Raw genomic sequence first — 24010 nt, forward strand, 5'->3', positions numbered from 1 at the left:
TCCGTCTCCGCTTGCGCGGCTCAGGCGTCCTTGCGGGCGCGCCGCAGGAAGCCCATTCCGAGCAGCCCCGCGCCGAGCAGCGCGAGCGAAGCCGGCTCCGGCACCGCCGCCGAGCTGGCGGAGAAGGAGAAGGTCCCGCCGGTGTTCCCGTCCTGCGTGCTGAAGCTGAAGACACCAGCGGTGTCGTCATAGCCCGCGAGGCTCAGCGTGCCGGTGCCCGAGAGGACGAGCCCATTCGCGTTCTGGACGTCGATCATGATCGTCGCCAGCTCGAAGCTGATCCCGCCCAGCGTGTAGAGCGGCGAGACCGGCGCCGGGTTCAGGGGGTTGAAGGCGAAGTCGTAGATCTCGCCGAAGGCGCCCTGCCCCACGAACAGCCCGTCGGCCGCGATGACAAAGAAGTTGCCCGGGGCGGCGCCGTTATTGCCGAAGTCCAGCGCCTCCGCCGTCGCCGGCGTGGCGGAGTTCCCCATCGCATCTTCCAGGCCGACGGCGCCCGCCATCTGCAGCGATCCGGTGATCGGCGCAGCGGAGGCGAGACCGGCCCCTCCCACAACCATGACGCCCGCCAGCGCCAGACCTGCCAGACGATTCATTGCACTCTCCTCTGTCTTGATGGGCGCCGTCTGCCGGCCCCCGGTGACCTCTGAGCGCAAGCCATGTGCCAAGCTATTTCTGCGTTCTATTACAAGCGTCTGTAAGTTTTTCCGCGCGCTGCGGCCGGTGGGTGTAAGGCCCGGCGACAGGGTGGAAAGCGAGCCGGGCGCCGGATGGCGCCCGGCCCGCCCGGTCAGCTCCAGATGAAGTCGCTGGCGGAGAGGGCCTGCAGCGAGACGCCGTTGAGCGTCACCGCGACATCGACCTGCCCGTCGCCATTCGCATCGACCTGCAGCTGCTGCGTGCCCTGGACGAAGCGCGCCTCGCTATGGTGCTGCGCGGTGAAGCTGCCGGCGCCGAGGAAGGTGAAGCCGCCCTTGAGCATGCCGTCGAAGACGAGGCGGTCGCCCTGGGCGTCGAAGTCCAGGACGCGGTCGGGCGCTCCCGCGCTGGACGTACCGGCGGTGAAGACGAAGTGGTCCGCCCCCGCGCCGCCGCTCAGGATGTCCCCGCCCGCGCCGCCGACCAGCGTGTCGTTGCCGCCGCCGCCGGTCAGCGTGTCCGTGCCGGCGCCGCCCTCGATGCGAGCGCCCTGGTTGCCGGTCACGGTCACCCGGTCGCTTCCCGTGCCGCCGAGGATATGCTCGACGCCGGAGGCAGTGATGCCGTTCATGCCGCCATTGGCGAGCACGAGCCGGTCCACGCCGCCGCCGAGATCGACCACCCCGTTCGCGATCACCGTCGAGAACGTCACGGCATCCGCGGCCGATCCACCGGTCACGATCTCCGTGTTCGCGAGGGTGAGCGTGTTGGCGCCGGCGGAGGAGAGGATCAGCCGGTCCGTGCTGCCGCTGAGGTCGAAGAAGAGGCCCTTGACCGCATGCCCCAGCGTCACCTCGTCGGCCGCGTAGCCGCCCTGGATGAACTCGGTGTTCAGCACCGTCACCTTGTTGGCCGCGCCGCCGAACAGGGTGAGCCGGTCGGCCCCGCCGCCGAGGTCCACCGTCACGCCGGCGGCGACGCCGAGCGTCACCTCGTCCGTGCCGGAGCCGCCGATCACCGTCTCCGTATTGGCGACGGTGAGCCGGTTCGGGCCAGCGTTGGACAGGATCAGCTTGTCCGCACCGCCCCCGAGATCCACCGAGGCGCCCATGACCGCCTTGCCCAGCGTCACCGTGTCCGCGGCCGCGCCGCCGAGGATGGTTTCCACATCCGTCGCCGTCACGACATTCGGCCCATCGCTGGCGAGAAGCAGCCGGTCCGCATTGCCGCCGAGATCCACCGTGGTGCCGGTGGCGGCATGGGCGAGCGTCACCGTGTCCATGCCGCTGCCGCCCGTGATGAACTCGGCACGGTCCACCGTGACGCGGTTGGCACCCGCGGAGGACAGCACCAGCCGGTCCGTGCCGGCCCCGAGATCGACCGAGATGTTGGAGACAGCCAGACCGAGGGTCACGGTATCTGCCTTCGAGCCGCCGATGACCGTCTCGACGTTGCGCAGCGTGACCGCATTCACCCCGGCCGAGGAGAGGGTCAGCCGGTCGTTGCCGGCGCCGAGGTCGATCGCGGCGCCCGTGATGGCCGCCCCGAGGGTCACGTCATCCAGCCCCGTCCCGCCGACAAGGGTCTCGACGTTCGAGATCAGGGCGACGCTGCCGGCGTTGGACAGGACCAGCCGGTCCGTTCCGCCGCCGAGATCCACGGCGATGCCGGTGCCGCCGGTGGTCAGCGTCACGTCCTCCGCGCCGTTGCCGCCGGAGACCGTCTCCGTGTTGGAGGCCGTCACGCGGCTGGCGCCGGAGGCGGCGAGCAGGAGCTGGTCCTTCCCCTCGCCCATATCGACCACCAGCCCGCTCACGGCCTGGCTGAGCGTCAGCCGGTCGTTCCCGCCGCCGAGCTGGACCGTGCCGCCCGAGGCGACGCCGCCGAAGGTGATATCATCCGCACCCCCGGCGCCGATCACCGTCTCCACCGAAGTGAGGGTCAGGCGGTTGCTGCCCTCCGCCAGGGTCAGCCGGTCCAGGCCCGTGCCGAGATCGACGCTGGCGCCCTGGATCGCGCTGGCGAAGGTGACGGTATCCCCGCCATTCCCACCCCGCAGCACCTCGACATTCGAGACGGTGAGGCGGTTCATGTTGGTCTGGAAGAGGGTCAGCTCGTCCTGTCCGGCGCCGAGGTCGACGACCAGCCCGTTGGCGAAGCTGCCGAGGGTCACCCGGTCGGCCCCCGCCTCGCCGATGATGGTCTCCGTGTTGAGGACGGTGACCTTGCCGCCGGCGGAAAGGGTCAGCCGGTCGGCCCCGCCGCTGAGGTCCACCACCATGCCGTCCGGCGCGGCGCCGATCGTCACGTCATCCGCGTTCAGGCCGCCGATCACCGTCTCGACATTCGCCACGCCGATCCGGTTTGGCCCGACCGAGGAGAGGGTCAGGCGGTCCTGTCCGCCGCCGAGATCGATCAGCGCCTCCGCCGCGGCGGTGAAGGCGACATCGTCGGCGGCCGCACCGCCCTGCACGGCTTCCACCCCGGCGAGCGTCACCTTGTTCGGGCCGGCGGAGGACAGCGTCACCTTGTCCTTGCCGCCGCCGAGCTGGAGCGTCATGCCGGAGGTGGCGGCGCCGAGCACCACCTCGTCCCGGGCCTCGCCGCCGATCACCATCTCGGTGTTCAGGACGGTCAGGCTGTTCGGCCCGGCCGAGGACAGGGTCAGCTGGTCCTCTCCGCCGCGCAGATCGATGGTGGTGCCGGAGACGGGCGCCGAGAGGGTGATGAAGTCCTTGCCCGAGCCGCCGACCAGGGTCTCGACCTGGGCGACCTTGCCGCGGTTGCCGCCATCGGCGAGCACCAGCCGGTCCTTGCCCGCGCCGAGATCGGCGTTGAGGTCCTGGGTGGCGCTGCCCAGCACCTTGTCGTCATTCCCGGCCGTGCCGAGCACGGTGCCGCCATAGACGCCCGGCAGCGTCACGGCATAGTTCGGGGACTTGGTGTACACATCCTGCGTGGTGCCCGGGGGGCTCTGCTCGGCCATCGCGCGATAGGCTTCCGCCGCCTTCTCGGAGCCGGTGAGGTGATAGATGCCCGCCAGGGTCGCCATGGCGAGGCGTGGATACTCGCCCTGGCTATGCGCCCAGGTGTCCTCGCCGTTCGACCAGCCGCGCCTCTCCGTCTCGGCGGCGATCTTCGCCCAGCTGGTATAGGGTGCGCTCGTCGCCGTGTCGCGGATGGCGATGATATAGGCCGCGCCGTCGCGCATCTCGAAGCCCTTGTCCTCCGCGAAGAAGCGGCCGACGAGGAAGTTGGACTGCCACTGCAGGAAGGTCAGCGCATCGGCATTGCCGCGGCTGGCGGCGGCGATGGTGGTGGAGGCGAAGTAGTCCTGCTGCCAGGGCGAAAGGTCACCCAGCGAGCCCGCGACGCCGGGCACCCAGCCATGGGCCTCGCCCTGCATCTTCGTCCATGCGGGGATCTGAGAGACGAGCCACTTCCAGTTGGCGTCGGAGACGCTCGTGAAATACGCCTTCTCCGCGCTGCCGTCGGGCGCGGCCCAGGCGGCGTTCTCGATCTCGCGCAGCGACCAGGCGGCGCTGCGGATCTGGCTGTCGCGCACCAGGATGTCGTCGCCATTGCCGCGCACCGCGGGCCAGGTGGTCATGACGTTGAAGGAGGCCTGGGCCTGGAGATTGTCGAGGATCCAGCGCTCGCCCGTCAGAACATAGGGCACGAAGGACAGCTCGGGCTGGTGCGCGCGGTCGGGCGCCCAGCCCGTATCGGTGGGAACCTGCTGCGTGAGGCCGGTGGAGGTGCCGACGCCGGCCTTCCCGTTGCCGCCGCGCACGTCGGTCCAGAGCTTGGCGTAGTTGTCGGTGTTCAGCCAGGTGCCGTTGGCCTCGTCGTAGAAGTTCCAGGGCACGGCGCCGGCCGCCTCGGCCTGGCCCATCGCGTAGCCGGCGGCGCGCGCATCGCCGGTCATCAGCCAGGCAGTGTTGGCGGCGGTCGTCATGCCGAGGTCGCTGCGCCCGCCGGTCATCGGCATGTACTGGGTCACGCCATTGGCCGAGAGCGGCTCGTTCCAGCCCGACGCGGCCTGCGCCTTCTCCCAGGAGGACAGCAGCCCCGCGTCCACGCCGACACTCAGGTCGTAGCGCGCGACCGCGCCGGTCTCCTGCAGGTAGGCGACATCATGCTGGACGTTCAGCCAGCCCTCGGCGGGGCTACCCAGCCCCTGCCCGCCATCGGTGCCGCTCGAGAAGCCGCGGTGCCAGTTCTGGTACTGCCCCTGGCTGACCGTCTCCCGCGCGACCTCCTCGCCATCCATGCGGACGACGACGCCATACTGGGCGCGGCCGCCGGCGGTGCCCATCGCGACGTCGTTGTTGAAGCCGGCATCCACCGAGAAGCCGCCGTCCTTATAGGCGGTGACGTCGAAGACCAGGCGCTGCGAACCCTCGAGCGCGATCTCCACCCGGGCCTGGGCGGCCAGCGGGCCGTTCTGCCAGACCGAGGCATCGCCCTGGGCGAGCGCGTCGCGCAGCGCGTCGATGACGTCCACATGCCGCGTCGTGCCGCCGGCCATGGTGAGGTCGACCGTGAAGCTATGCCCGTCCAGCGCCTTGCCGAGATCCAGCGCGGGCGCGGCGGCCGGGGCGGTCGTCTTGGCGAGCGAGACGGTGACGCTCTCCCCCGCCGCCAGGTCAGGGCGCTCCAGCGAGAGCACCGCCATCTTCACGGAACCGTCGGGATGGGTGGTCTTCACATCCATCTGCACCGGCACGGCGGCGCCGCCGATCCAGGCCACGAGGGAGGTGCCGGCCGGCACATGCCCCGCCTGGAACACCTGGCCGAGCGTCGTGACGCCGCCGGCGAGTTCCGCCTTCCCGGCATTCTGCAAATTGAAGCCAAGGATGGCTCCGGGGGCAAGATCAGACAAAGAAGTGCTGGCCTGGGTCATGCTCAATTCCTCTACGATTCGAACATCCGGCGTTGTTGTTGATGCCCTTGTATTCAGCACTTCCTGGCGATGATGCGTAATCGCCGAGGGATACTTCGCCGTAACTGCCGGTGCCGAGTGGAAATAACCTCGGATAGCGCTCGCGGAAAAGTGAGCAAGGCCGCAATGAGCGGCCGGGGCGGCCTAGTGAGACCGCTGGGCCACAGAAATGCACCGCTGGGTTGAATGCACCGGCTTCATCGCCGGAGCCCGTCTCTCATTCCGGGACGGTTTTGCCCGGGCTGATGCACCGCCAAATTGAGAGAGCGCGTCCTGTAAGGGAATCGGCTGGCAGAGCCGTGACCCAGACGAGGCGGGCCTCCTGCCGGGCCAGGCTCGTCTTGTAGCGCTGCGACCCCGCCATCAGGTCGTAGACCGCGTCGCCCGCGGCGAGGGCCCGTAGAATCGCCAGGCTGTGACAGGTTAGGCCTGGCTTGCCATGCGCCATGGCGCCGGCGCGGTCGAGCCCGCTCTGATAGGCATGCACCACGCCGCCGGCCCGCAGGTTGTAAAGGAAACCGACGACCCGCTCTCCTGCGATCACGCGCAGCAGGTCCAGCTCCCCCCGCGCCTGCGCCACGGGGATCAGCGCCCGGTGGAACCGTTGCATGAAGGGATGGGCGAAGGCGCCGGGCCGGCCACGCGCCTGCCAGTCCGCCTGATGCAGCGCCATCAGCGCCTCGAACCAGTCCAGCGCCTCCGCCTCGGTCTCCGCGCGCTGAATCCGCAGTGGCCCCGCGGCGGCATAGGCCCGCATGGAGCGGCGGATCTGCTGGCGCGCATTGGCGCTGAGCGTGGCGAGGTAATCCCCGCCCCCACCCCGCAGCGCCTCCAGATCGACATAGGGCGCCAGCCGCACCTGCCGCCGCAGCGCGACGCCGGCCCGGTCGGCCAACTCCCGCTCGACGCCGCTCAGCACCAGCCGCCCTGCCCCGCGCACCCTCCAGGCCGCCGCCAGCCATTCCGCGGGCGGGATCGCCACCCCCGCCGCGACCAGCGGGCCGTTGTGCTCGACGAAGGGAGCGTCCAGCGCCGGATCTCCGCTCTCACCCAGGAAGAGCCGGCGGCGGCGGCGGTTGAACAGCGCCAGCCCGATCACCCTCCCGCCCCGCGTCGCGCGGAGCAGCACCGGGTCGGGGAAGCGCTCCTCCGCGAGGGTGCCGACCCAGGTCCAGGAACGGAAGAAGGTGGGCGCTGCCTCCGCCTCCAGCGCGCGCCAGTCCTGGCCGAGCCGCTGGAAATCGGTCACCGGCACGGCGTCGATCCGCGCCGACGCGGCGTGAGGCACGGGCCTGCTCAGGTCGCAATCTCCGCTTCCCGTCCAGGCTAGTGCGGATTTCCCGCCTGGGGAATGTTACGCTTCTCCCGGGCGCGGTCCGACATGGCCTGAGCATGCGCCCGGAGCATTGGAACGAGGGAAGCCGTGTCCGCCCAGTCCATGCTCACCGCGCTGCTGCTGCCGCCCCTGCTGCTGGTGCTGCTCGCCCTGGCGGGCGGGGTCCTGGCCTGGGCCGGCCGTCGCTGGGCAGGCGCGCTCGCCGCGCTCTCCGCGGCCGGATTGCTGCTGCTGGCCACCCCGATGGCCGAGGGGTGGCTCATCTGGTCCCTGGAACGCGAGGCGCGAACGCGCCCCATGCCCGGCGCGGCGCCGCCCGGGGCCATCGTCATCCTCGGCGCGGAGAGCGCCCGGGGCGAGCGGGGCCCCGAGGTCGGCCCGATGACGCTGGAGCGGCTGCGGGCCGGCGCCGCGCTGCATCGCCGCACCGGGCTGCCGCTGCTGGTCACGGGCGGTCCGCTTTCGCCCGGCGCCCCGCCCATCGCCAGCCTCATGGCCCGCAGCCTGGAATCCGATTTCGGCGTCACGGCCCGCTGGGTGGAGCCCCTGGCTCCGGACACGCGGGGCAACGCGCAGGGCAGCGTCGCCCTGCTGCGCGCCGACGGGATCGGCTCCGCCCTTCTGGTGACCCATGCCTGGCATATGGCCCGCGCGCGCGAGGCCTTCGACCGGCTCGGCTTCTCCGTGCAGGGCGAGCCTGTCCGGGTTAGCCCGCCGCCGACGCCCGTCGCATCGAGTTGGGTGCCGCGGCCGGATCATCTCGCCGGCAGCTGGTTCGCCCTCCGCGAGTGGCTCGGGCGCCTCGTCTACGCCTTCCGGGATGCACGCCGAGAGAGAGTGTCGGAAAGCCTTACAGCCGGGGAAAGTGTATCCACAAACGAATAGGAAGAACAGAGACTTAGAAAATGGCTCGCTTTTTGTAAGCCTCTCCGACAACCGGGCGGCCGGCCCGGACGGCAGCAGGGGCGGAACGATGCGCGACGAGTCAGGTTCGGCCAGGTCCGAGAGCCCTCCCTTTCCTACCCCCCTGCGCGCCTAGAGGGGCACTCCGCCATGACCCCCCATGCCTGGACGGACCGTCCTTCCGGATCCGCCCCGCGGCCAGGGCCGCTGGGCCCCATCCCTCAGCCCGCCGGCCTGCCCGACCCGGAGCTGGCCATCCCGCCGCTGCCGCGCCTCGGGCCGGGCTTCTCCATCACCCTGCGCCGCGGCACGGGGACGGAGGGGGCCGCGCCGGGGCCGGGCCTGCCGGGCTGGTGCAACCGCTTCCTCGCCCGGCCGGAGGACGACTTCTTCGCCTCGCGCGCCTGGTACGACACCGTCCTGCGGCACGCGCTGCCGGCGGGCGCGGAGCCGCTTCCCCTGGCGCCCGGCGATGCCGCGCTCTGGCCCTTGCTCAGGCTCGGTGGCCGGTCCCGTGCGCTCACCACGCCCTACACCATCGTCTGGCGCCCCCTGCCGGCGCCCGGGGCCGTGCCTCCGGCGCTGCAATCCGCCGGCCTTGCCTTCGGGGAAGCGCTGCGCCACCGCCCGCCCGTGCTGCTGGACGCGCTGGATGCCGAGGCCCCGGGCCTCGCGCCCCTTCTCGACGGCATCCGGGCCGCCGGGATCATGGCGCTGCCGCATGACCATTTCGGCAACTGGACCGAGGCGCTCCCGCCCGGGCAGGACTGGGACGGATATCTTGCCAGCCGCGCCCCGTCGCTGCGCGCCACCGTGTTGCGCAAGATGCTGCGCGCGCTCCGCTCCATGGGCTTCGAGCTGCTTCAGGAACCGGGGCCGGCCCTGGAGGAGGGGATCGCCGCCTACGAATCCGTCCGCGCGCGCAGCTGGAAGCCGGACGAGCCCTTTCCTGCCTTCGACGGCGCGCTGATGCGGGCCGCGGCCCGGGCGGGCCGGTTGCGGCTGGGCGTGCTGCGCCTGGCCGATGGCACGGCCGCGGCGGCGCAATATTGGATCGTCTCGGGCGGCGGGGCCACGCTGATGAAGCTGGCGCATGACGAGGCGGAGCGGGCTACCTCGCCCGGCACCGTGCTCACCGCCCTGATGATCGCCCATCTCATCGAGGAGGACGAGGTGCGGCACCTCGATTTCGGCCGCGGCGACGATCCCTACAAGGCGCTCTGGGTCAGGCGGCGGCGCCAGCGCATCGGTATGCTGCTCGTCGATCCGCGGCATCCGGCGGGCCTGCTCGCGGTCGGGCGGCATCTCGCGGGGAGGCTGCGCCGCAATGCCGGGCGCGGCGCGGCGCCGGCATGAGGATTCTCTACTCCCACCGCATCCAGTCCCGCGACGGCCAGGGCGTGCATCTCGACTCCCTCGTCGCCGCCCTGCGCGAGGAGGGGCACGAGGTGCGGGTCGTCGGCCCGCCTTCCTACGACCGCGCTGGGCTGGGCGGGGGCAGCCGCGTCCTCTCCGGGCTGAGGCGGCTGCTTCCCGGCCCGGCCGCGGAGCTGGCGGAGCTGGCCTATGGCGTTCCCGCGACGCGCCGCCTGGCGCGGGCCGCCGCGGAGTTCGCGCCGGATGCGATCTACGAGCGCTACAACCTCTTCCACCTTTCCGGCGCCCTCGTTGCCCGCCGCCGGGGCGTGCCGCTGCTGCTGGAGGTGAACGCGCCCCTGGCCGAGGAGCGGAGCCGCTTCGGAAGCCTGCGCCTGCGCCGCCTGGCGCGCTGGGCCGAAAGCTTTGTCTGGCGCCGCGCGGACCGCGTGCTGCCGGTGACGGAGGTGCTGGCGAGCCATGTGGCCGCGGCGGGCGTGCCCGAGCCGCGCATCGCCGTCGTGCCCAATGGCATCGACCTGCGGGACTACCCCGCCGCGGCATCCCCGGCGCGGACCGCCGGGGAAGGGCGCCCGCTGGTGCTCGGCTTCGTCGGCTTCGTGCGGGACTGGCACGGGCTGGACGCGGTGCTGCGGGCCTTCGCCGCGCGGCAGGGTGGCCCGCCGCTTTCGCTCCTGATCGCGGGCCAGGGGCCGGCGCGGGCGGGGCTGGAAGCGCTGGCGGCGGAGCTGGGCATCGCGGACCGGGTCCGCTTCACCGGCCTCGCCCCGCGCGAGGAGGTGCCGCGGCTGATCGGCGGCTTCGACATCGCGCTGCAGCCGGCGGCGGTGCCCTATGCCTCGCCGCTGAAGATCTTCGAATACATGGCCGCCGGGCGGGCCATCGTGGCGCCGGACCAGCCGAACCTGCGCGAGGTGCTGGCGCATGAGCGCACCGCCCTGCTCTTCGACCCGGAAAGGCCGGGTGCGCTCTGGGGCGCCGTGGAGCGGCTGGCCGCCGATCCGGCGCTTCGCGAGAGCCTCGGCACCGCCGCCCGCGCGGAGGTGGAGCGGCGCGACCTGACCTGGAGCGGCAATGCGCGCCGCGTCGCCGCCATTGCGCGGGAGGAGGCCGCCCGCCGCGGGGCTCGCCCATGAACGCGCCCTTCATCGCCGTCGCGGCGCCGCCGCGCCAGCCGCTGGTGCTCAGCGTCTTCCCGACCTTTGCCGTGGGTGGGGCGCAGGTTCGCTTCGCGGCCCTGGCCAACCGCCAGGGCGCGCGCTGGCGCCATGCCATCGTCTCGCTGGACGGCCAGTTCGGCTGCGCGGAGCGGCTGGCCGCCGGCGTGCCCTTCGAGCGGATCACCTTCCGCACCGCGCCGGGCGAACCCCTGCCCCTGCGCCTGCGCCGGATCCGCGCGGTGATCCGGGCGCTGCGGCCGGATGCGCTGGTGACGAGCAACTGGGGCTCGGTGGAATGGGCCATCGCCAATCTCGGACCGGCCCGCATCCGGCACCTCCATACGGAGGACGGGTTCGGGCCGGACGAGGCCGAGGGGCAGAAGCGCCGGCGCGTCATCTTCCGCGCGCTCACCCTCCGCTGGAGCAGCATCGCCCTTCCCTCCTCCGTGCTGCTGCGCTCGGCCCGGGAGCAGTGGCGCCTGCCGGAGCGGCGGCTGCACCTGGTGCCCAACGGGCTGGACCTCCGCCGCTTCCGCAGGGACGGGCCCGCGGCGGCGATCGAGGTGCCCGGCCGGGGGCCGCTGATCGGCACGGTGGCGGCGCTGCGGCGGGAGAAGAATATCGGGCGGCTCCTCCAGGCGGTGGCGCTGCTGCGGCGGCAGGGCGTGGCGATGCGCCTGGCGGTGATCGGCGAGGGGCCGGAGCGGCAGGACCTTGAGGAACTTGCGGCCTCGCTGGAGATTCAAGACCGGGTCCGCTTCACCGGCCATCTGCGCGACCCCGCCGCGGCCTATCGCGCTCTGGATGGCTTCGCCCTCTCCTCCGATACGGAGCAGATGCCCTTCTCCGTGCTGGAGGCCATGGCGAGCGGGCTACCCGTCGTCTCCACCGATGTCGGCGATGTCCGCCTCATGCTGTCCGCCGAGAACCGGGCGCTCGTCACCCCGCCCGATGCCTCGGCCCTCGCGGCGGCGTTGCGGCGCATGGTGGAGGATGGGCCGCTGCGCGCGGCACTGGGCGCCGCCAACCGCGCGAAGGCGGAGGCGGAATACGACGAGATCCGCATGTTCGACACCTATGCCCGGCTGATCGACGGATGAGCCGGCCCCGCGCGCCCCTAGCTGTAGAGGTGGGCGCGCTCCTCGCGCTTCACGGCGTCGTCGGCGTCGATGTCGCGGCGGATGCGCTGGCAGGCGATGCGGTCGAACCAGGTGTCGAGGCCGTTCCAGCGCAGCTCCATCGAGGCGTGGCGGGCCCTGTAAAGATCCACGACATGCGCGGGCATGGCCTCCACCCCCTGCTCGAACAGGAGCGGGTAGAGCATGTTGGCCTGCTGGCGCCGCACGGCGTAGCGCATGCGGCGGTTGCGGTAGATGCGCCAGTCGCGCGGCGAGAAGGGCGAGAGCGGCGGGTAGGCGAAGCCGCCCTTCTCCGTCGCGGTCACGCGCTCGTCACGGCGCGTGCCGCGCGTGTCGAGGTCGTATTTCACGAGGGTGGTCACCAGCCCGTCCTCGCCGAACATGCCGAAGGGAAGGCGCAGCCCCTTGCGGCGGAACGCCTCCACCGTGCGGCCCCGCAGCGCGTAGAGGTTGCCCGCCATCTCCCGCCGCGCGACCAGCTTCTCGCGGAACGCATCGCGGGAGCGGCCGGAGACGGGCAGGGCCGCGCATCCATTCGCCTCCGGCTCGGCCGCGAAGCGCTCCAGGAAGCCGGCGACCGAGCCGGGCGCGGCCAGCATGTCGCCATCGGTGAAGACATGCGCCTCAGCCGCGAGCGGCGCCACCTCCTGCACATAGGTGTTCCAGGCATTGGCCTTGTCACCGCGCCGGATCTCAACGGGGTGCAGGGTGAATCCCTGCGGGCGGTAGGCGCGCACCACCTCCGCCGTCCGGTCCGTGCAGCCATTGATCAGCACATGGACGGTCAGCGCCGCCTCGCCCGCCATGGCGCCGAAGGCGTCGAGGGCGGATGCGATGGACGCCTCCTCGTTATAGGCGAAGACGGCGACGGAAACGGATGGAACCGGCATGGGACGGCCTCCCGGCGCCGCATGCTGCGCGGCCCGGCCCGACTCTGTTGGAGGCGCCGCGCGCGGTCAATGACCTCGTCGCGCCGCGTGCAGCAGGGAATGCTTCGCGAGCCGCAGGAGATGGCGTGGCGCGGCGGCGAGGCGGGCATGCCCGGCCCGTGCCGCCATTCCCGCCGCGTCGCGATAGGCCCCCAGCCCCGCGCGGGAGGCGGCATAGAGATGGCCGCGCAGGGCGGGCGGGATGGCCTCCAGCAAGGCGGCGCGCTGCGGCGCGGAGAGCGCGGCGCGTCCCGCCCTGTCCTCCGCCGCCAGGCGAGTCAGCGAACGGACCGTGCCGCGGCAGAACATGAGCGCGTTGCGCTCATGCGTGAGATTGGAACCGTGCACGCGCTTGTGCGCCACCACCTCCCGCCGGAAGGCGAAGCGGCCCGCGAGCGACATGCGGAGGAACAGGTCCGTGTCCTCGCCATGCATCATCGCCTCGTCGAACAGGCCGGCCGCCAGGGCGGCGCTCCGCCGGAACAGGCAGGCGGAGGTGCCGAAGATGCCGGTCCGCAGCAGCGCGCGGAAGCTGCCCTCGCCGAGGGTGAAGACGCCTGGTGCGATGGTTTCCGCCGCCAGACTCGCCACGCCGCTATGGGCCAGCCCGCTCTCCTGGATGGTGCCGGAAGGCCCGAACACCGTGTGGTCCGCATAGGCCAGCACGAGATCCGGCGCGGCCGAGATCGCGGCCAGCAGCAGGGCGTGGTGGGACGGCGCGAGCAGGTCGTCCGCATCCAGCAGCGCGACGAATTCCGGACCTTCCGCGCGGATCGCCAGATTCCGCGCGGCGGATGGGCCGCGCGGTCCCGGGTTGCGCAGGATGCGGATCGCGATCCGGTCGCGCAGCGCGGCCGCGCAGGCCTCGGCGACCGCGACGGTGTCATCCGTGCTGGAATCGTCCACCACCGTCACGCGCGCGGGGCGCAGGGCCTGGGCCGCCACGCTTTCCAGCGTCTCCCGCAGGAAGGGGCCGGCGTTATAGGCCGGGATGACAACCTCGATCACCACGGCCCTCCTTCTGCGCGACGCGCGTTCCTACCGACGATCCTACAAGAACCGGCCGGCGTGGCGAGGCCTTCCTTCGCGTCACGCCCGCCTCCCTTCCGGGACATGCACAGATGAGCGCACGCTCCGTCGTCTTCGCCAATCTCGGCCTCGCCTTCGATGGCCGCAGCGCGGAGGAGCAGCCGATGGGCGGGGTGGAGAGCTCCCTCATCGCCCTTGCCGAGGCGCTGGCGGCACGGGGGCACCGGGTCCGGGTCTACAACCGTTGCGCCGAGCCCGTGACGCACCGCGGCGTCGAATGGATTCCGATCGGCCAGGGCCTGCCCTGGCGCGCGGATCTCTACGTGGCCAACCGGGATCACGCCTTGCTGCTGGGGGTTCCCCTCGCCCGCCGGCGGGCGCTCTGGCTCCATAATCCGGGCTGGAAGGCGGCGTCCTGGCCGTTCCGCGCCAAGCTGGCGGCGCTTCCGGCGGATATCGTCGTGCTGGGCGAGTATCATCGCGCCACCTGCCCGGACTGGATGCAGCGGCGCATCGTCACCATCCCGCTCGGCCTGGCCGAACGGTTCCGCCACCAGCCGCCGCGCCCCGAGCCGCCGCCGCCGCGCGCCGTCTTCACCTCCAACCCCGCGCGCGACCTGGACTGGCTGCTGCGCGTCTGGTGCGAGCGCATCCGCCCGCATGTGCCCGCCGCCGAATTGCTGCTGTTCAGCGGGCCGCAGGTCTATCAGATGCGCCCGGGCAGCGGGCTCGACCTGATGAACAGCGTGCTGGCCAAGGCCGCTTCGCTCGGCGCCCATGGCGTGCGCCCGCAGCGCCCCCTCACCCGCCAGGCGCTGGCCCGGCAGGTCGCGCAGGCGCGCGCCATGCTCTACCGGGGCCATGAGGAGGAGACCTTCTGCCTCGCCCTCGCGGAGGCGCAGGCGCTCGGGGTTCCTTGCGTGGTGCAGGCGATCGGGAGCACGCCGGAGCGGGTGCGCGACGGCCTCACGGGCCATCTCGCCCGGGACGAAGCGGGTTTCGCGGAGCATGCGATCCGCCTGCTGACCGATGACGCCGCCTGGGCGGCGATGCACCGCAATGCGCTTCGCCTGCAAGCGGGCCGGAGCTGGGATGACGCGGCGCGCGATTTCGAGGGGCTGATGGGCGCATGACCGAGTCTTCTTCCGCCCATCCGGCACATGACGTTCAGGCGCATGACGTTCCGTGGCGGGACGGAAGCAGGCCTCTGCGCGTCCTGCATCTCTATCGCCGCTTCCATCCGGATTATACGGGCGACGGGATCTACTACACCCGCCTCATCCCCGAGATGGCACGCCTCGCGGTGGCGGGCGAGATCCTTGTCTATGAGACGAAGCCGGACCACGACGCCGCGACCGTCGAGCATGAGGGCGTGCCGGTCCACTATCTCGCCAATGCCATGGGCCGGGCGAGCATTCCGGCGCTGCTCGGCTGGCTCGCGCGCCATCTGCACCGCTACGACGTGATCCACCTGCATTCGCACGTGGATCGCCTCTTCCTCTCCACGCTGTTCGCGCGCCTGCTTGGCCGGCGCGTCCTCTTCTCCTGCACGCTGAACGACAGCCCGACCGAGCTGCTCTCGGACTACCGTCCTTCCTACCGCCGCCTCGCGGCGCTGCTGATGCGCTCCATCGGCACTTTCGTGGTCATCAGCCCGCAGCTCATGCGCCTCGCGCGGCAGAGCACGGCGGCGCGCCGCCTGCGCTTCATCCCGCAGGGCGTCCGCCTGGACCGGCCGCCGGTCAGCGCAGCGGAGCGCCTCGCCGCTCGCCGCCTTCTCGGCCTCGAGCCAGACGACTTCATCGTGCTGAATGTCGGCTCGGTCTCCCGCCGCAAGAACGTCGCCTTCCTCGTGGAGGTGATGGCCCAGATGGACGATCCCCGGGCCCGGCTCATCGTGCTCGGCCCCGTGCTGGAGGAGGACTACGCAGAGGAGATCCGCGCCGCCGCGTCCCGCCTGGGCAGCCGCGTCACCCTCGCCGGGTTCCGCGACGACCCGACGGAGTACTACCGCGCCGCCGATGCATTTGCATTCGCCTCGACCGCCGAGGGCTTCCCAAATGTGTTTCTTGAAGCCATGGCCTGCAACCTTCCGATCGTCACGCGCTTCTTACCCGGCCTCTCGGACTACATCGTTGACCATGGGCGCAGCGGCTTCCTCGCTCAGAGCGCCAGGGACTTCGCGGCAGCGTTGAAAGCGCTGCAGCAAGACCCCGCCATGGCTGCAGGTTTCGGTCTGGCGGGGCGCCGGTTCGCAGAACGCAACCTAGAGTTGCAGAAGGTCGCAGCGGCCTACTCCCAGCTGTACCGTGAGGAGAAGAGTCGCCTGCCCGAGCCATCATCCGCCTTCCCGGAGTTCAGCCTCCGCAGCGCCGGCGACGTGCGTGGCGCACCGGCCAGCATCGGGCTGCGCGAGTTCCGCCTGCCGACGAGTCAGCGGCCCTTGCTGCAGGTGGTCATCGACACCGAAGCCGACTTCGACTGGGACAAGGGCACGGCCACGGATACCGGCCGCGTCTCCTCCATCACGGGTCTCCTCAGCGGCTTCGACCTCTTCCGCTCGCATGGCGTGAGGCCGGCGTTGGTGCTCGATTACCCCGTGGCCACGCAGGAGCCGAGCGTTGCCATCATCCGCAGCCTCGCCGCGGAGGGCTGCGAGCTTGGCGTCCATCTGCATGGCTGGAGCACGCCGCCCGAGGTGGAGCTGCGTGACGACTGGCACTCCTTCTCGGGCAATCTCGGGCCGGCCCTCGAGCGCAGGAAACTCGAGGCCCTGACCGATCGCGTGGAGGCACTGCTCGGCCACCGGCCCCGCCTCTTCAAGTCGGGCCGCTACGGGCTCGGCCCCAGCACCATCGCCGCGCTGCAGGAGATGCGTTTCGAGATCGACCTCTCGATCTGCCCGGCTTACGACTTCTCCGGCATGGGGGGGCCGGATTTCTCGGCCTTCAGCGCTCATCCCGGATGGTTCGGCCGGGAGGGCGGATTGCTATCGCTGCCAACGACGGCGGGATGGCTGGGCGGACTCCGCCAGGAGGCCGCCAGGCTCCGCCCGCTCGTCGCCAGCCCCGTGGGCCGCGCACTTCAGCTGGACCGCCTCTCCGCCCGCGCCAACCTGCTCTACCCCATTCGCCTCTCGCCCGAAGGCAACGACCTCGCGGCGATGAAGGCGCTGACGCGGCAATTGCATGCGGATGGGGTCCGGGTCTTCACCCTCAGCCTGCATAGCCCGACCTTTCAGCCCGGCAACACGGCCTATACGCGCTCCGCCGAGGATGTGCGGGCCCTGCTCAGCCGTATCGACGGATATCTCGCCTTCTTTCGCTCCGAAATGGGCGGCGCGTTCTCGACGCCGGCCGGGATTCGAGCGGCCATTCTCGGAAGCACCGCAGCAATGCCCGCGGCGATGGAGCGCGTGCCCGCATGAGAGGGGACCGACTGGCGTGGCCGCTTCCCTCCGCCATCAGCGCCGCGAATGCACAACCTGTGGTAGCAGGCAGGCAACCGGACGGCGCAGGATCGCGAGTTCCGAGACCGGATCAGCGCCGGGCCAGATCCTGGACAGTGCCGTCGGTCACTTTCCGTCGTGCGCGTGTCCATCAATAGAGTCTCGAAGTGACGGCGTCGTCAACATTGGCCCATGTTAGTTTCGAATGGGCAAGGGCCGCAATCCGAGGGCCCGGATATGGGAGGAGAGGAATATGGGTTCTTCCATCCTGCGCACTCTAAGCGCGCATAGCGGGTTCAGCTTTCCCGTCGCCCTTGCCGGCCTCGCCATCCTGCGTCTTCGTCCGCATCCCGGGGGAACGGCGATCCGGACGGTCAGCGGCCCGGACGAACACCGGGCCGCGCCGACAGCTCGCCTCGGCCGGCTCGGCCGAGACTGGCACCGCATCACGAAGGCGCCGAAGCCGGCGAGCCTTCCCCGTCCGCGCCTGGTCCTCCGGCCCCTTCCCGCCCCCGGCACGGATCAGCCGGCCGAGCGGGCGGAAGCCGACAACCAGGCGGTCTCCTTCGGGCCGGAGGCCGAGATCTACCGCCAGGGGAGCCCGGTCCATCATTGGTATGAGGTCGTCTCCGGGGCGGTCCGGGCTGTGCTGCACGGCGCGGACGGGCGCCGGCAGATCGTGAGCTTCCATTTCCCCGGCGACCTCTTCGGCTTCGACGACGTCGCGGGGGTCCATGGCCTCACGGTGGAGGCGGCGGCGGAGCACGAGACGGTGGTCCTGCGCCACGGCCGGGCCCGCCTCGACGCGCTGGCGGCCGGCGATCCTTCGGTCGCTTCGTGGCTGGGCGTGCTCAACCAGCAAAGGCTGGGGCATGCGCACGGGCATCTCATGCTCCTGGGGCGCAAGTCCTCGGCCGAGCGGCTGGCCAGCTTCCTGCTCGAGATGCGCGCGCGGCTGCCGCCTTCCCCGGTCGAGACGCCGACGTCCTACAGCCTGCCGATGGACCGGACCGACATCGCGGACTACCTCGGCATTACCCTCGAGACGGTATGCCGGACGCTGCAATCGCTCCGGCGCAGCGGGGTGATCGAGCTTTGCGGGCACCGGCGTGTGCGCATCCTGGACCTGCGCCAGTTGATGCGGCTGAGCGGCGATCCCGCTGCCGAAGCTCCGGCGGCGGTGTCGGTGGAGCTTGCCCGGACCGGCCATGTTCCGCAGGCCGCGACGCATGAGCGTGCCGCCGGCCATCGGAGTGCCTCCAGCGTTCCGCGCCCGCCTGCGGCTCGGACCAGGGAGAGCCGCCCGACCCTGCCCCGGGCCCAGCTCGGCGGAGTGGTGGGCTTCCGGATCCGATGAGGAGGGCACGCGGGCCGCGGCGCGGGGGGCTGGGCAGCGCCCCGGTCTGCCTGACCGGGGCACTGCCCTAGAGAGGCTCGCCGGAGGGGAGGAATCCCTCGAGCACCGCGGCGAAGCCCTCGGGCTGGTCGGCATGCACCCAGTGCCCTGCGCCCTTCACCGTCACGAAGCGCGCGGCGGGAAAGAGGTCGCGGATGACGGGGCGGTTCTCCGGCCGGATATAGGTGGAGTGCTCCCCGGCCACGAAGAGCACCGGCCCTTCGAAGCGCGCCTCCTCCGGCGAGGACCAGCCGAGGATGGCGGGCATGGAGGCGCCGATGCCCTCCAGCCCGATCCGCCAGCCCGAGGCATCCGGCTTTCGATTGGTTAGGATGAAGGCGCGCACGCCCGCATCGGGCTCCGCGGGGGCGAGCAGCGCATCGGCCTCGGCACGGGCAGTGCCAGGCGGCACCGCACGCATCGCCGCCACCAGCTCGGTCCAGCGCGGCGGATAGGCATAGGGCGCAACGTCGGAGATCACCAGCCGCGCGACGTGCTCCGGCGCTGTGAGGGCCAGCATCATCGCGGCCTTGCCCCCCATGGAATGGCCCATGACATCGGCCCGGGCGATCCCGCGCGCGTCGAGGCTTTCCACCACGGCCGCCGCCATGAAGCAGTAATCGACCGCCGCGGCATGCGGACTGGCGCCGTGGTTCGGCAGGTCGAAGGCGACCACGCGCCGCCCGCCCGCCGCCAGCCGCCGCTGCAGGGCGCCGAAATTTCGCGCCTGGCCGAACAGCCCGTGCAGGAGGATGAGCGGACGCCCTTCCCCCAGTTCGATCGCGTTGAGGATCATCGCCTCCCCCTCATCCCCGCACGGCCAGGGCAACGCTCGCCGCGATCAGCGCGCCGCCCAGCCAGACATCCCAGCCCACAGTCTCGCCAAGCCAGAGGGCGCCGCCGGCCACGCCCAGCACGGGCACCAGCATGAACCCCACCGACGCCACGGTGGAGGGCAGGCGCCGCCCCGCCTCGATCACGCTCCAGGTGCCGATCGGCGCCGCGAGCAGCCCGATGAAGGCGGCGTGCGGCCAGGCGCCGGGGCCGATTCCTCCATGCGGTTCCCGGATGAGCGCGAGGGGCAGCAGGACCAGCGTGCCGGCCGCGAAACAGAAGGGCAGCAGCTCCATCATCGGCCGCGTTGGCGGCAGGCGGCGCGTGATGACGATGGCGATGCTCCATCCCAGCGCCGCCGCCATCAGCATGGCATTGCCCGCCAGCACCCCCGGATCGGCCCAGTCCACCGCCCAGGGGCCGATCAGCACCACGGCCCCGGCCAGGCCCATCCCCGCCGCCGCCCAGCGCCAGGCCGAGACCCGTTCCCCCAGCACGAGGACCGAGAGCGGCACCAGCCAGAAGATCGTGACGTTGGACAGCACGGCGATCCGCCCGGCCGGCAGCACGGCCAGGGCCAGGTGGGTCAGGGCGAAGAAGGCGCCGAGCTGGAGGAAGCCGACGGCGAGCACCGTCGGCCAGTCCCGCCGGCCGGGCCAGCGCAGCCGCGCCATGGCCAGCAGGACCAGTGCCGTGAGAAGCGCCGCGAGCCCCGCGCGGCTGACGGCGAACCAGGCCGGCGTGGCATCCCGCAGCGCGTCCTTGGTGATGGGCCAGACCCCGCCGAAGAGAAGGACGGCGATGGCGAGGAGCCGCAGGTCGCGGGGGTTCACCCGCCGCGCTCAGCCGAGCGTCAGCACGATCTTGCCGATATGCGCGCTGCTCTCCATCAGCCGGTGCGCCTCGGCCGCCTCGTGCAGCGGGAAGGTGGCGTGAATGCGCGGCCCGCAGCGCCCGGCCGAGAGCACGGGCCAGACCCGTTCCTCCAGCGCGCGGGCGATGGCGCCCTTCTCGGCCGTGCTGCGGGGGCGCATCGTGCTGCCGGTAACGACCAGGCGCTTGAGCATGATCGGGCGGATATCCGCCTTCTCCACCTCGAATCCCCCCATCAGGGCGATGATGACCAGCCGCCCGTCCGTACCCAGGACGCGCAGGTTCTTCTGGAAATAGGCGGCGCCGATCATGTCGAGCACGACGTCGGCGCCGCGGCCGCCCGTCACCCGCTTCATCTCCTCGGCGAAGTCCTGGGTCCGGTAGTCGAAGGCCTCCTCCGCCCCGAATTCCAGGCAGGCCTTCACCTTCTCCGGGCTGCCGGCCGTGGCGAAGGCACGGGCGCCGAATTCGCGGGCGAGCTGGAGCGCGGTGGAGCCGATGCCGGAGGTGCCGCCATGCACCAGCATCACCTCGCCCCTGGCCAGCCGGCCATGGCCGAAGAGATTGGCCCAGACGGTAAAATAGGTTTCCGGCACCGCCGCCGCGCGCACGGCGTCATAGCCCTCCGGCCAGGGCAGGCATTGCGCGGCGGGGGCGACGGCGAATTCGGCATAGCCGCCGCCATTGGCCAGGGCGCAGACCCGGTCGCCCAGGCGGAAGCGCGTGACGCCCGCGCCGACCGCCGCCACCTCGCCGGCCACCTCCAGCCCGATCACGGGGCTCGCGCCCTTGGGCGGGGGATAGAGGCCCTTGCGCTGCTGCACATCCGGGCGGTTCACCCCGGCGGCCATAACCCGGATCAGCACCTCGTCCTCCGCCGGGCGCGGCAGGGGGCCGGTGGCGGGCACCAGAACCTCCGGCGCGCCGCCCTCGCCATGGGCGATATAGGTCATGGTCTCGGGCAACTGCGGCATCGAACGGGCCTCCTCCGGGCGGGGCGGGAAGGTCGTCGCGGGGGCAGGCCCCGTCAAGCGCGCGGGCGTCGGCCGGGGCGGCACCGATCCGTGAGGCCCGGCATGGCTCGCCCGGCCTTGCGCGGAAACGCCCCAGGGGCGACCATTGGACCACCCCATGGAACGCGAGAGGAACGAAGGCCCTATGCGCCCGGCCGCGCCGCGCCGCAGCCTCCTCGCCGCGCTCACCCCCCTTCTCGGCGGCCCCTTCGCCCCGGCGGGGGCGCGCGCGCAGGTCGCCGGTGCCCAGACCGCCTCTCCCGCCGCGGCGGCCGAATGGCGGTTCGGCGCCCTTTATCCGCTCTCCGGCGCCCCGGCCCTGCTCGGGGACGAGTCCTTCCGCGGCCTTGAGATGGCGGTGGAGGAGCGCAACGCGGCGGGCGGCCTCCTCGGCCGCCCCATCCGCCTGATCCGCGCCGATGCCGCGGACCAGGCCGCCGCCGTGGCGGAGACCCGCCGGTTGATTGGCGCGGAACGCGCCAGCATCCTCTTCGGCAGCTACGCCTCGCCCCTCTCCTTCGCCGTCACCCAGCTCAGCGAGGCGCAGGGCATTCCCTTCTTCGAGCTGGGCGCAGTGGCAGACAGCATCACGGAGCGCGGCTTCCGCCAGCTCTACCGGACCTGCCCCCGCGCGAGCGATTTCGCCCGTGTCGCCGCGGAAGCGGTGGCGGAGGTGCTGCCCGGCCTGCTCGGCACCGCCCGGAACGCCCTGCGCGTCGGGATCCTGCATGAGGACGGCCTCTACGGCAGCTCCGTCTCGGAGCTTCAGACCTCGCGGCTGCGCGAACTCGGCATCGAGGTGGTGGAGCGCATCGGCTATCCGCTCCGCGTGACCGACCTCGCCCCGGCCCTGCAGCGCCTGCGCGAGGCCTCGACCGACATCCTGTTGCACACCGCGCTGCAGAACGACGTCATCCTGCTCTTTCGCAACCTGCGCGAGGCAGGCTGGCGCCCGCGCATGATCATCGGCTCCGGCGCCGGCTACAGCCTGACCGACACGGCCCGCACCCTCGGCACCGCCATGGACGGGGTGATGAACGTGGATTTCACCCAATTCGCGATCAGCGAGCGCGCCGCCCCGGGCAATGGCGCCTTCGCGGAAGCCTACAAGCGGCGCTACGGCGCCGATCCGCGCTCCGGCCATTCCCTGGCCAATTACTTCGGCGCCCGCGTCGCCTTCGACGGCATCCAGCGGGCCGGCGGCACCGAGAAGGACCGGCTGCGCGCCGCCATGCTGGCCACCGACATCGCGGAGGGCACGACGCCGACCGGCTGGGGCGCGGCCTTCGACGAACGCGGCCAGAACACCCGCGCCCGCCCCTGGCTCGCCCAGTGGCAGGACGGGCGCCTGGTGACCATCCACCCCGAGGCCGCCGCCGTGGCACCGCCGCGCGCCCGCCTCGGGGCCGATTGAGGGAAGAGAGCATGAAGAACGACGAACGCGTCTGGCGCGCCGTGGACGAGCGGAAGGAGGACTACGCGGCCTTCTCCGACCGGGTCTGGGAGATGCCGGAGATCGCCTATACCGAGCAGCGCTCCGTGGCCGAGCACATCGCGATGCTGGAGAAGGAAGGCGCCCGCATTGAGCGCGACCTGGCCGGCATCCCGACCGCCGTGATGGGTGAGTGGGGCGAGGGCGGCCCGGTGATCGCCATCCTCGGCGAGTACGACGCGCTTCCCGGCCTTTCGCAGGAAGCCGGTATCGCCGAGCCGAAGCCGGTGGAAGGCCAGGGCGGCGCGGGGCATGGCTGCGGCCACAACCTGCTCGGCGCGGCCTCCCTGCTCGCCGCCGCCGCGGTGAAGGACTGGCTGCGCGAGAACAACATCCCGGGGCGCGTGCGCTACTACGGCTGCCCCGCGGAGGAAGGCGGCGCCGCTAAGGGCTTCATGGCGCGTGACGGCGTCTTCGATGACGTGGACATCGCCATCTCCTGGCACCCCGCCTCCTTCTCCGGCGTGAACGAGGCGGTGTCCCTCGCCAACACGCGCATCGACTTCACCTTCCACGGCAAGTCCAGCCACGCCGCCGCCGCGCCGGAACTCGGCCGCTCCGCGCTGGATGCGGTGGAGCTGATGAATGTCGGCGTGAACTACATGCGCGAGCACATGCCCGACCATGCGCGCATCCACTACGCCATGCTCGATGGCGGCGGCATCGCGCCCAATGTCGTGCAGTCCCGCGCCAAGGTGCGCTACCTCATCCGCGCGCGCGACCTGCCGGAGCTGAACAGCCTCGTCGCCCGCGTGAAGAAGATCGCCGAGGGCGCCGCGCTGATGACGGAGACGCGGGTCGAGACCTCGGTCGTCAGCGCGGTCTCCAACCTGCTGGGCAACGCGCCACTGGAAAAGGCGATGTACGACAACTTCCTCCGCCTCGGCCCGCCGCAATGGGACGAAGCGGACCGTGAATACGCCGCGCAGATCCAGGGCACGCTGACGGAGGCCGACATCGCCGCCGCGCATCGCCGCCACGGGCTGAAGGTGGAGCCGGGCAAGACGCTCTGCGACATCATCGTGCCGCTGGAGAACCGGGGCGAAGGCGGCGTCGGTTCCACCGATGTCGGCGACGTCTCCTGGGCCGTGCCCACGGTGCAGGCGCGCGGCGCCACCTGCGCCATCGGCACGCCCTTCCATTCCTGGCAGCTCACCGCCCAGGGCAAGTCGCCCCACGCGCATAAGGGCATGGTGCATGTGGCCAAGGTGATGGCCGGCACGGCCGTGGACGCCATCCGCGACCCCGCGCTGATCGAACGCGCCAAGGCGGAGTTCAAGGAGCGGACGGGCGGCAAGCCCTATGAGTCCCCGCTGCCGAAGGACTTGGCGCCGCCGATCAAGGCGATGGGCCAGGGGGTCTGATACACGGGGCTGACGACGACCGGAGAGGGCGCTGCCCTCTCCGGACCTCACCTGCCAAGGGCCTGAGGCCCTTGGAACCCCATCTGACTGCCGTGGATACCGTTGATCGGCGGGGTCTCTGGTGGACGGCCCT

General features: G+C 71.7%; 17 protein-coding genes. 9 read left to right on the top strand and 8 right to left on the bottom strand.

The features are described 5' to 3' along the window. Nucleotides 1–20: 20 nt before the first annotated feature. The 3 genes from BUB97_RS18635 to BUB97_RS18645 all read right to left on the bottom strand — a co-directional run bounded on the left by BUB97_RS18635 (nt 21) and on the right by BUB97_RS18645 (nt 6872). Nucleotides 21–596, bottom strand: a complete 576-nt coding sequence (locus BUB97_RS18635; RefSeq protein WP_073137545.1) for a PEP-CTERM sorting domain-containing protein — start codon at nt 594–596, stop codon at nt 21–23. A gap of 194 nt (nt 597–790) precedes the next feature. Beyond that, nucleotides 791–5485, bottom strand: a complete 4695-nt coding sequence (locus tag BUB97_RS26325; RefSeq protein WP_073137547.1) for a beta strand repeat-containing protein — start codon at nt 5483–5485, stop codon at nt 791–793. 316 nt (nt 5486–5801) lie between these two features. Further along, on the bottom strand, nt 5802–6872 hold the full coding sequence (locus BUB97_RS18645; RefSeq protein ID WP_139281389.1) for a GNAT family N-acetyltransferase: 1071 nt from the start codon (nt 6870–6872) through the stop codon (nt 5802–5804). Nucleotides 6873–7007: 135 nt separating this feature from the next. On the opposite strand from BUB97_RS18645, the gene BUB97_RS18650 reads away from it, so the two are divergent. From BUB97_RS18650 to BUB97_RS18665, 4 genes are all read left to right on the top strand, one after another. Then, entirely contained in the window at nt 7008–7805 is a 798-nt protein-coding gene (locus BUB97_RS18650; protein WP_086062341.1) for a YdcF family protein, read from the top strand. A 168-nt stretch (nt 7806–7973) separates the two neighbouring features. Further along, on the top strand, nt 7974–9179 hold the full coding sequence (locus BUB97_RS18655) for a GNAT family N-acetyltransferase (protein WP_073137551.1): 1206 nt from the start codon (nt 7974–7976) through the stop codon (nt 9177–9179). Further along, complete coding sequence (locus BUB97_RS18660; protein WP_073137552.1) at nt 9176–10336, top strand: glycosyltransferase family 4 protein; 1161 nt, start codon at nt 9176–9178, stop codon at nt 10334–10336. The genes BUB97_RS18655 and BUB97_RS18660 overlap by 4 nt, the downstream gene beginning before the upstream one ends. Next, nucleotides 10333–11460, top strand: a complete 1128-nt coding sequence (locus BUB97_RS18665) for a glycosyltransferase (protein ID WP_073137554.1) — start codon at nt 10333–10335, stop codon at nt 11458–11460. The genes BUB97_RS18660 and BUB97_RS18665 overlap by 4 nt, the downstream gene beginning before the upstream one ends. 17 nt (nt 11461–11477) lie before the next feature. Here the strand turns inward: BUB97_RS18665 and BUB97_RS18670 are convergent, their stop codons facing one another. Together BUB97_RS18670 and BUB97_RS18675 are read right to left on the bottom strand one after the other, a co-directional pair. Next, the gene (locus BUB97_RS18670; protein WP_073137556.1) at nt 11478–12389 is read right to left on the bottom strand and encodes a glycosyltransferase family 2 protein; all 912 of its coding nucleotides are present in this window, start codon (nt 12387–12389) and stop codon (nt 11478–11480) included. A gap of 66 nt (nt 12390–12455) precedes the next feature. Continuing rightward, complete coding sequence (locus tag BUB97_RS18675) at nt 12456–13436, bottom strand: glycosyltransferase family 2 protein (protein WP_073137558.1); 981 nt, start codon at nt 13434–13436, stop codon at nt 12456–12458. Nucleotides 13437–13549: 113 nt separating this feature from the next. On the opposite strand from BUB97_RS18675, the gene BUB97_RS18680 reads away from it, so the two are divergent. The 3 genes from BUB97_RS18680 (at nt 13550) to BUB97_RS18700 (ending at nt 18262) form a co-directional block, all read left to right on the top strand. Then, complete coding sequence (locus BUB97_RS18680) at nt 13550–14590, top strand: glycosyltransferase (RefSeq protein WP_073137560.1); 1041 nt, start codon at nt 13550–13552, stop codon at nt 14588–14590. Next, nucleotides 14587–16884 carry a glycosyltransferase gene (locus BUB97_RS25550; RefSeq protein ID WP_086062343.1) on the top strand — a complete coding sequence of 766 codons (2298 nt, stop codon included), beginning with the start codon at nt 14587–14589 and terminating at the stop codon, nt 16882–16884. Before BUB97_RS18680 ends, BUB97_RS25550 begins: the two co-directional genes overlap by 4 nt. A gap of 274 nt (nt 16885–17158) precedes the next feature. Continuing rightward, nucleotides 17159–18262, top strand: a complete 1104-nt coding sequence (locus tag BUB97_RS18700; RefSeq protein ID WP_073137562.1) for a helix-turn-helix domain-containing protein — start codon at nt 17159–17161, stop codon at nt 18260–18262. Nucleotides 18263–18329: 67 nt separating this feature from the next. Here the strand turns inward: BUB97_RS18700 and BUB97_RS18705 are convergent, their stop codons facing one another. From BUB97_RS18705 to BUB97_RS18715, 3 genes are read right to left on the bottom strand one after another with little or no spacing between them, the layout of a single operon-like run. Continuing rightward, on the bottom strand, nt 18330–19097 hold the full coding sequence (locus tag BUB97_RS18705) for an alpha/beta fold hydrolase (protein ID WP_073137564.1): 768 nt from the start codon (nt 19095–19097) through the stop codon (nt 18330–18332). 10 nt (nt 19098–19107) lie between these two features. Next, nucleotides 19108–19968, bottom strand: coding sequence for a DMT family transporter (locus tag BUB97_RS18710; RefSeq protein ID WP_073137566.1), 861 nt, complete (start codon nt 19966–19968; stop codon nt 19108–19110). A 9-nt stretch (nt 19969–19977) separates the two neighbouring features. Beyond that, entirely contained in the window at nt 19978–20982 is a 1005-nt protein-coding gene (locus BUB97_RS18715; RefSeq protein ID WP_073137568.1) for an NAD(P)H-quinone oxidoreductase, read from the bottom strand. 157 nt (nt 20983–21139) lie between these two features. On the opposite strand from BUB97_RS18715, the gene BUB97_RS18720 reads away from it, so the two are divergent. Together BUB97_RS18720 and BUB97_RS18725 are read left to right on the top strand one after the other, a co-directional pair. Then, nucleotides 21140–22435 carry an ABC transporter substrate-binding protein gene (locus tag BUB97_RS18720; RefSeq protein WP_217659714.1) on the top strand — a complete coding sequence of 432 codons (1296 nt, stop codon included), beginning with the start codon at nt 21140–21142 and terminating at the stop codon, nt 22433–22435. Between the two features lie 11 nt (nt 22436–22446). Further along, the gene (locus BUB97_RS18725; protein WP_073137570.1) at nt 22447–23877 is read left to right on the top strand and encodes a M20 family metallopeptidase; all 1431 of its coding nucleotides are present in this window, start codon (nt 22447–22449) and stop codon (nt 23875–23877) included. Nucleotides 23878–24010: the final 133 nt, after the last annotated feature.

Source organism: Muricoccus roseus (genome assembly GCF_900141905.1).
In the GTDB taxonomy this organism is placed as follows: Bacteria; Pseudomonadota; Alphaproteobacteria; order Acetobacterales; family Acetobacteraceae; genus Roseomonas; species Roseomonas rosea.

Excerpts from the sequence above, each read along its gene's own strand:
- BUB97_RS18720 (WP_217659714.1), top strand. The coding sequence starts at position 21,140 with ATGGAACGCGAGAGGAACGAAGGCCCTATGCGCCCGGCCGCGCCGCGC.
- BUB97_RS18705 (WP_073137564.1), bottom strand. The coding sequence starts at position 19,097 with ATGATCCTCAACGCGATCGAACTGGGGGAAGGGCGTCCGCTCATCCTC.
- BUB97_RS18660 (WP_073137552.1), top strand. The coding sequence starts at position 9,176 with ATGAGGATTCTCTACTCCCACCGCATCCAGTCCCGCGACGGCCAGGGC.
- BUB97_RS18670 (WP_073137556.1), bottom strand. The coding sequence starts at position 12,389 with ATGCCGGTTCCATCCGTTTCCGTCGCCGTCTTCGCCTATAACGAGGAG.
- BUB97_RS25550 (WP_086062343.1), top strand. The coding sequence starts at position 14,587 with ATGACCGAGTCTTCTTCCGCCCATCCGGCACATGACGTTCAGGCGCAT.
- BUB97_RS18680 (WP_073137560.1), top strand. The coding sequence starts at position 13,550 with ATGAGCGCACGCTCCGTCGTCTTCGCCAATCTCGGCCTCGCCTTCGAT.
- BUB97_RS18655 (WP_073137551.1), top strand. The coding sequence starts at position 7,974 with ATGACCCCCCATGCCTGGACGGACCGTCCTTCCGGATCCGCCCCGCGG.
- BUB97_RS18715 (WP_073137568.1), bottom strand. The coding sequence starts at position 20,982 with ATGCCGCAGTTGCCCGAGACCATGACCTATATCGCCCATGGCGAGGGC.
- BUB97_RS18665 (WP_073137554.1), top strand. The coding sequence starts at position 10,333 with ATGAACGCGCCCTTCATCGCCGTCGCGGCGCCGCCGCGCCAGCCGCTG.
- BUB97_RS18725 (WP_073137570.1), top strand. The coding sequence starts at position 22,447 with ATGAAGAACGACGAACGCGTCTGGCGCGCCGTGGACGAGCGGAAGGAG.
- BUB97_RS18700 (WP_073137562.1), top strand. The coding sequence starts at position 17,159 with ATGGGTTCTTCCATCCTGCGCACTCTAAGCGCGCATAGCGGGTTCAGC.
- BUB97_RS18635 (WP_073137545.1), bottom strand. The coding sequence starts at position 596 with ATGAATCGTCTGGCAGGTCTGGCGCTGGCGGGCGTCATGGTTGTGGGA.